This window comes from Vibrio sp. 1151_11 (assembly GCF_029478525.1).
Taxonomy (GTDB): domain Bacteria; phylum Pseudomonadota; class Gammaproteobacteria; order Enterobacterales; family Vibrionaceae; genus Vibrio; species Vibrio anguillarum.
Genome location: NZ_SHMN01000048.1, coordinates 1 through 6,856, shown reverse-complemented (window position 1 = coordinate 6,856; position 6,856 = coordinate 1). Strand labels below are relative to the sequence as shown.

The following is a 6,856-nucleotide window of genomic DNA, read 5'->3' as shown; positions in this document are numbered from 1 at the left end:
CTTGGACGTGAGCTATGGAAGTTCTTTCACGGATTCATTTCGACAAAGCCAACTTGCCAAAAATACGGAACAAATTTTCAATGAAATCGTAGAATTAACCTTAAAAACTCATCAAACACATAACGCCCGGCTAAGGGGTTGACAACGCACCGCCGAACTTAAAAAACACACTGTAAACATTGAACTTCAATTTTGCACTAAAGTCGCCACGCGTTGGCAATCCCTCTTGAGCCGTTTGTTAGCTGCTGCACTTTAGCCGGAGATTTACGACCCAACAGCCTAATTTAAAACACATTATTGTTTTCAAGCGAAAAAGTAAAACGGACAACTGAGGAACTAAAACCTAACCCACGAAACGCACTTGGCAAAGAATAAATAACAGGAAAACTTGACGAGCTTCTAGGACTTAAATTTACAAAGAATTATGTCGAAGAAGCCAACAACCAAGTGCGCAAAACCCATTTAGGCGCAAAAGAGTTTCAAAACCAAAGAAGCCACACCAAAGAAATAAACAAACACACCACTTCCCGTAAACAGACTTCGGTTAGTTCAACCGCTTCACGAACAGTGCCACTGGCGAGATACATGGAAAAGTGCTGACTTTCAGGTGTAAAGCTAGAGCCTCAGACTAAGAAAAATAAACACGTAATTTTATGATTTATCTTAACCTCAGCTAACGCCCGGCTAAGGGGTTGACAACGCACCGCCGAACTTAAAAAACACACTGTAAACACTGAACTTCAATTTGGCACTAAAGTCGCCACGCGTTGGCAATCCCTCTTGAGCCGTTTGTTAGCTGCTGCACTTTAGCCGGAGATTTACGGCCCAACGGCCTAATTTAAAAAACATTATTGCTTTCAAGCGACAAAGTAAAACGGACAACTTAGAAACTAAAACCTAATCCACAAAACGCACTTGGCAAAGAAGAAATAGCAGGAAAACTGACGAGCTTCTAAGACTTAAATTTACAAAGAATTCTTTCGAAGAAGCCAACAACCAAGTGCACGAAATCCATTTAAGCGCGAAAGAGCCTCAAAACCAAAGAAGCCACACCAAAGAAATAAACAAACACACCACTTCCCGTAAGAAGACTTCGGTTAGTTCAACCGCTTCACGAACAGTGCCACTGGCGAGATACGTGGAAAAGTGCTGACTTTCAGGTGTAAAGCTAGAGCCTCAGACTAAGAAAAATAAACGCTTAATTCTATGACTTTTCTTAACCTCAGCTAACGCCGCGTTAAGGGGTGCAGGCACGCAATACACAAGTTACCGCACAATGCCGTAACCACCAAACCTAACGCAAACTGAAAATGCTACGCGTGCCAAATCCCACTTGAACGCTTTGTTATGCTTAAGCTTCAATGACTTACGTTTTGATAAAACCAAGATTAACTCGGCCTTGATTCACAAGCAAAAGCCAAAACCTAAAAAACGGAAATGACTCATGATTTTGAAAATCAGACTTTGAAATTTGGCTGATAAAACTTAAAAACCTAAGTTCAATTTGCTGATTGCGCCAACCGCCCTAACCCCGCGCTTACCCGAAAATTGATTGAGGTATTTCTCTGAATTTCCAGCGCCAAAGAAAAAGTGTCCGGAAAATAGCACCCACTGAAGCCAACTTGCCGACAAACTCAAAACTGAAAAGCCAAAGGAACAAAGAAGAACCATAACCCACTGATTTTGCGTGATTAAGCATAACGCCCGGCTAAGGGGTTGACAACGCATAGCCGAACTCAAAAAACACACTGTAAACACTGAACTTCAATTTTGCACTAAAGTCGCCAAGCGTTGGCAATCCCTCTTGAGCCGTTTGTTAGGCCAACCAATTGACAACCACACTTTCACAACCAAAGAACGAGCATTTTTGTAAACTTGAAACAAACTAACCGATTCATTTATAAACCAAAATGCTAAATTAGCAAAGAAACCAAAAAACTCAAATTGAGCGATTTGGAAGAAAAGTGACGAGCGTAGCATGCTCGGCGGACGTTTGGATGCTGAAGGTTATTTTGCCGCTGAATTCACAGCGAAAAACAAACCAACACGATCAAGAAACAACAAATATGTGATGACGATTTATTGCTTAAGTCCAGCCATTAAAACATGGAATTCACCATTCAATTCAAACCCGATTTAGCTGATAAAAACTCACTTTGCCTAACGCCCGGCTAAGGGGTTGACAACGCACCGCCGAACTAAAAAAACACACTGTAAACACTGAACTGCAATTTTGCACTAAAGTCGCCATGCGTTGGCAATCCCTCTTGAGCCGTTTGTTAGGCCAACCGATTGACAACAATGCTTTCAAAACCCAAGAACAAGGCTTTTTGTAAATTTGAAGCAAACTAACCCATTAATTTATAAACCAAAACCCTAACTCAGCAAAGAAACAAAAACTCAAATTGAGCGGTTTGGAAGAAAAGTGACGAGCGTAGCATGCTCGGCGGACGTTTGGATGCTGAAGGTTATTTTGCCGCTAAACTCACAGCGCTAAACAACCCAACACGATCAAGAAACAACAAATATGTGATGACGATTTATTGCTTAACTTAAGCCAGAAAACATGGAATTTACTGCTCAATTTCAACTAGATTTAGCTGATAAAAACTCACTTTGCCTAACGCCCGGCTAAGGGGTTGACAACGCACCGCCGAACTCAAAAAACACACTGTAAACATTGAACTTCAATTTTGCACTAAAGCCGCCACGCGTTGGCAATCCCTCTTGAGCCGTTTGTTATGCAAATTCAATAAGATAAACTGACTTTACTCGATCAAAAACCACAATTGCAATGGTTGAGTGGTTCAAGAATCAGCCCAAGCAAGAACTGTGATAAATGAGCCGCCAAAACAAAGTCCACCTTTCAGCAACAAACCAAGCTTTTGAATCAGGAAAACTTAACGAGCGAAACCTTCAGCAAAAGCAAAATGCTCGATTAACTTGCCCTTTCCACACTTTGCGCACGCTGAATTGGCAACAAACCAGCACCAAAACTCATTGAGGCAAACAAAGAACCTTGCCTGTTTTACGGTTTGAGTAAACCACGAATCTGAGGGTGAAAGTGCTCATTTGCCGACAACACAAAACGAATGACCGGAGAAATCCAAAAGATTGAACCCCTAAAATTACCTGAGTTGCATAACGCCCAATTAAGGGGTGAACAACGCCTTCACCCAAACCTAAAGCATTGTGCTATAAACACTAAAACTGAAGTAGAAGCAAAAGTGCCAAGCGTTGTGAATCCCTCTTAAATTGCTTGTTATGTGCGTGGTTGAAGCTCTACTACAAACTTGGTTCCGGTAAAACTGGTGGTGTGCTGTCCATATAAGTTAAGAAGTTTTCCCACAGTTCATGCGTTCTTTGCTTCGTTAGCTTAGTTTTACAAGATATAGCCATAACCCCACGAATAGTTCCATCACGCCATTGTGTATATACCGAGTCACAATGTGAGGACATATAGGTCTGCCAATCCGTTTGAGCTAGCTTCATCGCTTCGACTAACTCTGAGTCAAACGAGTTATGTTCAAAGCTAGCCTTAAGATACTTCTCTAGCTCAGTTTTCGCTGCATCAAGCTCAATAGCGGCACACTGATTTATCTGGATTGTTGTAAACGCAGCATCGCAATCAATGGCCTTCTCGTCAGCAAGGGCACCAAACGAAAGACTAGCTAAGGCTATGATTATACTCTTTTTCATTGTTTTCTCCGAAAGCACATAACGCCCAATTAAGGTGTGACCCACGCTACCACAACACTCAATTTGGACGCCGTAAACACTAAACCTGACCCAAACCAAAAATGCCAAGCGTGGGGAATCACTCTTAAATTATTTGTTAAATTTACTATTAAGACAAACCGTAAAACTTGCTAATACCCGTGCCTAAAACGTTAGCTGCCGTTGCCAAAGATATTGCCCAACCACCACTGGCTGCTTTGCTACACATGTTACCAATCCAAGTGCTTACATTTGAGCCAAACTGCCCTTTAGAACCAATATCTCCATCGCTGTCAATTGCCCGCTTTAATTCAACAATATCGTTTTCTGGAACATTATGTTCTGCCAAATACTTTTCGAGCTCTTCAAAATTATTTGACTCACTAATGGTCATTTCTAGGTTTTGATTTAACTCACTGTCAGTAACGTCACCTAAAACACCCTGAAAATTCTTTATGTTAATTTGCGTACTCATATGTGCCTTTTTAACTTCATCTGAACTAAAACTTAACCCTTCGCCTGTTACACCCTCTTGTTCTAACCTCAAAGCCCATTGCAGTATTGTATTGCGAACGTTATCTACTACAGGAACTAAGGATGTGGCTGAAAAACTTAGCCTAAACGGAAAATTCGATTGGAAAACATCTTGAAGTGATGACAGTTGAGAACCTGTAAACAGAATTAGAAAGCCTTTACCATGCTTACTGATAATGCCTTCGATTTCAGCAATTGACTGACGAAAGTGAAATACCGAAATAGTATCTTCCAATTCGTTATCACCGACATGAACAGGAATAGGACCTCGAACTGGATTGACAGCTTCTAATGACCCCTTTATACGCCGGTACATAGGTACTTCATTGCCGCTATCATACCCATTCATTTCAGCTTCGATCCATTGTCTTGAATCTTCGACTGATAGCTTTATGGCAATTGCGTATGCCTTACGTAGTAAGGATTGAATTGAAACACTGTCATTCATTGCATCCGCTTGCAACTCTAAGATTATTGAACTCATATATCCTCGTAAATTTAACGCCGCATTAAGTGGTGAGCGACGCTAAACACCAATGCTTCGACAAACCACTTAAAACGCAAAAACTGAATTTACACTAAAACCGCCAAGCGTTGCGAATCCGTCTTAAATGCTTTGTTATGCAAATTCAATAAGATAAACCAGAAATTGCACCAAATTTGATTAAGAAAACAATCAAAATATTGGTTAAGTGAATCAAGAATCAGCCAAAGCCTGAACCGTGATAAATAAGCCGCCAAAACAAAGTCCACCTTTCAACGACAAACCAAGCTTTTGAATGAGACAAACTCACCGAGCAAGACTTTCAGCAAATGCGAAATGATCGATTAACTTGCCCTTTCCACACTTTGCACCCGCAAAACTGACAACGCGCCAACGCTAAAACCAATTGAGGCAAACAAAGAAATTTGCCTATTTTACGGTTTGAGTTAACCACGAATTTGAGGGTAAAAATGCTCATTTGCCGACAACACAAAACGAATGGCCGGAGAAATCCCAAAAGATTGAACCCCTAAATTTACCTGAGTTGCATAACGCCGCATTAAGGTGTGAGCAACGCTACCACCAGACCTAAACCATTGCGCCTTAAACACGAAACCCAGCCTTGAACTGAAAATGCCAAGCGTTGGGAATCACTCTTAAATGCTTTGTTAAATTAACGGCTTACATGTTTCTTAATGCAGCAAGAAACTTAGTCAAAGTAAATGAAGCGCTAGGAGCTTCTGAAAAAGTTAATGCTTGCTTTGCACTAATATCGTTTTCGTCTTTAACCTTTCTGTCCAACGTGCGTAGTTGTGTAATAACGTCTTGAACTACCAATGGAACTTCCTTAGTTGATACTAAATCGATTGTTTCCATCGTTAGCTTAAACGAGCTTTCACTTCCATCCCATGAAACACCGGCTGTCCCGTTTAAGGTAACACCTTCTTTCCATGTGATATTCTGAGGTTCTTTTTCAGATGCTATGCTATTCGCAATTTCACCAGCAACGTAATCTAATGAGCCTGACCATAACACTTTGTCATTAAACTTGACCTCAACATCTGAAAAGCTACGTTGTTCGCTGATGACTCCAATTTTTTTATAACCACCATCAAAGTTAACTGTCGCATAATCTAAATTTGACGCCTTGAAAGATCCCAATGCAAACAACAGGGTCAAACATATTGTCAAAGTAACAATGATTGATGCCACTGGCGCGGTAATTACTTGCTTAGTACTTGTGTTTTCCATATCAAACCTTACTCATATTTAATTCCGAGCAGATTATATAGAACAGCATTTCAAAATACTATAGTTAGTGAATTTAACGCCCGCTTAAGGGGCAGACAACGCTACTACCAACTTACCGCATAACACCGTAATCACATAAACCAACGCATAGTAAAAATGCCGCGCGTTGACTGTCCCTCTTGAAGCGTTTGTTATGGCGCAATTCTCAAGTTAGGCCATATAACTAACCAACCCTTTGACTTTACTCGATTTTCGAAGGTTCCATATGCTCGTTTAGGATTATGTGTGATTAAACCTTGAAATAAACTCTCGAAACCAAAGGCTGATATACATTCGTAACGATCGTGCTCGACTTTTCTCACTGCTACCGCCGTTTCTTTTTCAGGCCAATAGCTCATGGCATCCAATGTGCTTTGGTAAGGATCGTCACCATTTTGTAAGTGCATCTTGGCTTGATTTTTCACTTGCCAATTGATCTGGGGCATTTGCTCCGATAACTTGAGTTCAAGTGATTTTTCATAATCTGAATCGACACAATCAGCATCGAAGAAAATGACATCAATATCGTTTAATGACGTCGGCTTTACGTTGCGATGTAAAAAGTCCCAGACAAGGTTTCGCACAAAACCTGCGGCTATGTAGCACTGAGGCAATTCAAGCTGGTAAACACATTCCAGTGCTTCAAATCGAACGGGATCTTTTCTAACTAAATCAACGATAGTATCCATTTTTCACCTTGCGCCATAACGCCGCGTTAAGGTGTGACAAACGTTTGCCATACTTGAGCGAAGCGAAACCGGCAAGCGTTTGGAATCACTCTTAAACGCTTTGTTAGCTGAATTTTTCCATAACAAAGTTCTGCAGTTTTTG

5 protein-coding genes are annotated in these 6,856 nt (G+C 40.9%); 1 reads left to right on the top strand and 4 read right to left on the bottom strand.

Annotation, left to right across the window (positions count from 1 at the left end):
* The first annotated feature begins 1,978 nt into the window (after positions 1 to 1,978).
* Positions 1,979 to 2,140 (top strand): hypothetical protein, encoded by a 162-nt coding sequence (locus EXZ60_RS18100; RefSeq protein WP_277436099.1) that lies wholly within the window; start codon positions 1,979 to 1,981, stop codon positions 2,138 to 2,140.
* Between the two features lie 1,145 nt (positions 2,141 to 3,285).
* Here EXZ60_RS18100 and EXZ60_RS18095 read toward each other — a convergent pair.
* The 4 genes from EXZ60_RS18095 to EXZ60_RS18075 all read right to left on the bottom strand — a co-directional run bounded on the left by EXZ60_RS18095 (position 3,286) and on the right by EXZ60_RS18075 (position 6,714).
* Positions 3,286 to 3,699, bottom strand: a complete 414-nt coding sequence (locus EXZ60_RS18095) for a lysozyme inhibitor LprI family protein (protein ID WP_277436098.1) — start codon at positions 3,697 to 3,699, stop codon at positions 3,286 to 3,288.
* 148 nt (positions 3,700 to 3,847) lie between these two features.
* Positions 3,848 to 4,735: a hypothetical protein gene (locus EXZ60_RS18090; protein WP_277436097.1), complete on the bottom strand. Its 888-nt coding sequence runs from the start codon at positions 4,733 to 4,735 to the stop codon at positions 3,848 to 3,850.
* A 681-nt stretch (positions 4,736 to 5,416) separates the two neighbouring features.
* Positions 5,417 to 5,986: a hypothetical protein gene (locus EXZ60_RS18085; protein WP_194568599.1), complete on the bottom strand. Its 570-nt coding sequence runs from the start codon at positions 5,984 to 5,986 to the stop codon at positions 5,417 to 5,419.
* Between the two features lie 191 nt (positions 5,987 to 6,177).
* On the bottom strand, positions 6,178 to 6,714 hold the full coding sequence (locus EXZ60_RS18075) for a nucleotidyltransferase family protein (protein WP_094182962.1): 537 nt from the start codon (positions 6,712 to 6,714) through the stop codon (positions 6,178 to 6,180).
* Positions 6,715 to 6,856: the final 142 nt, after the last annotated feature.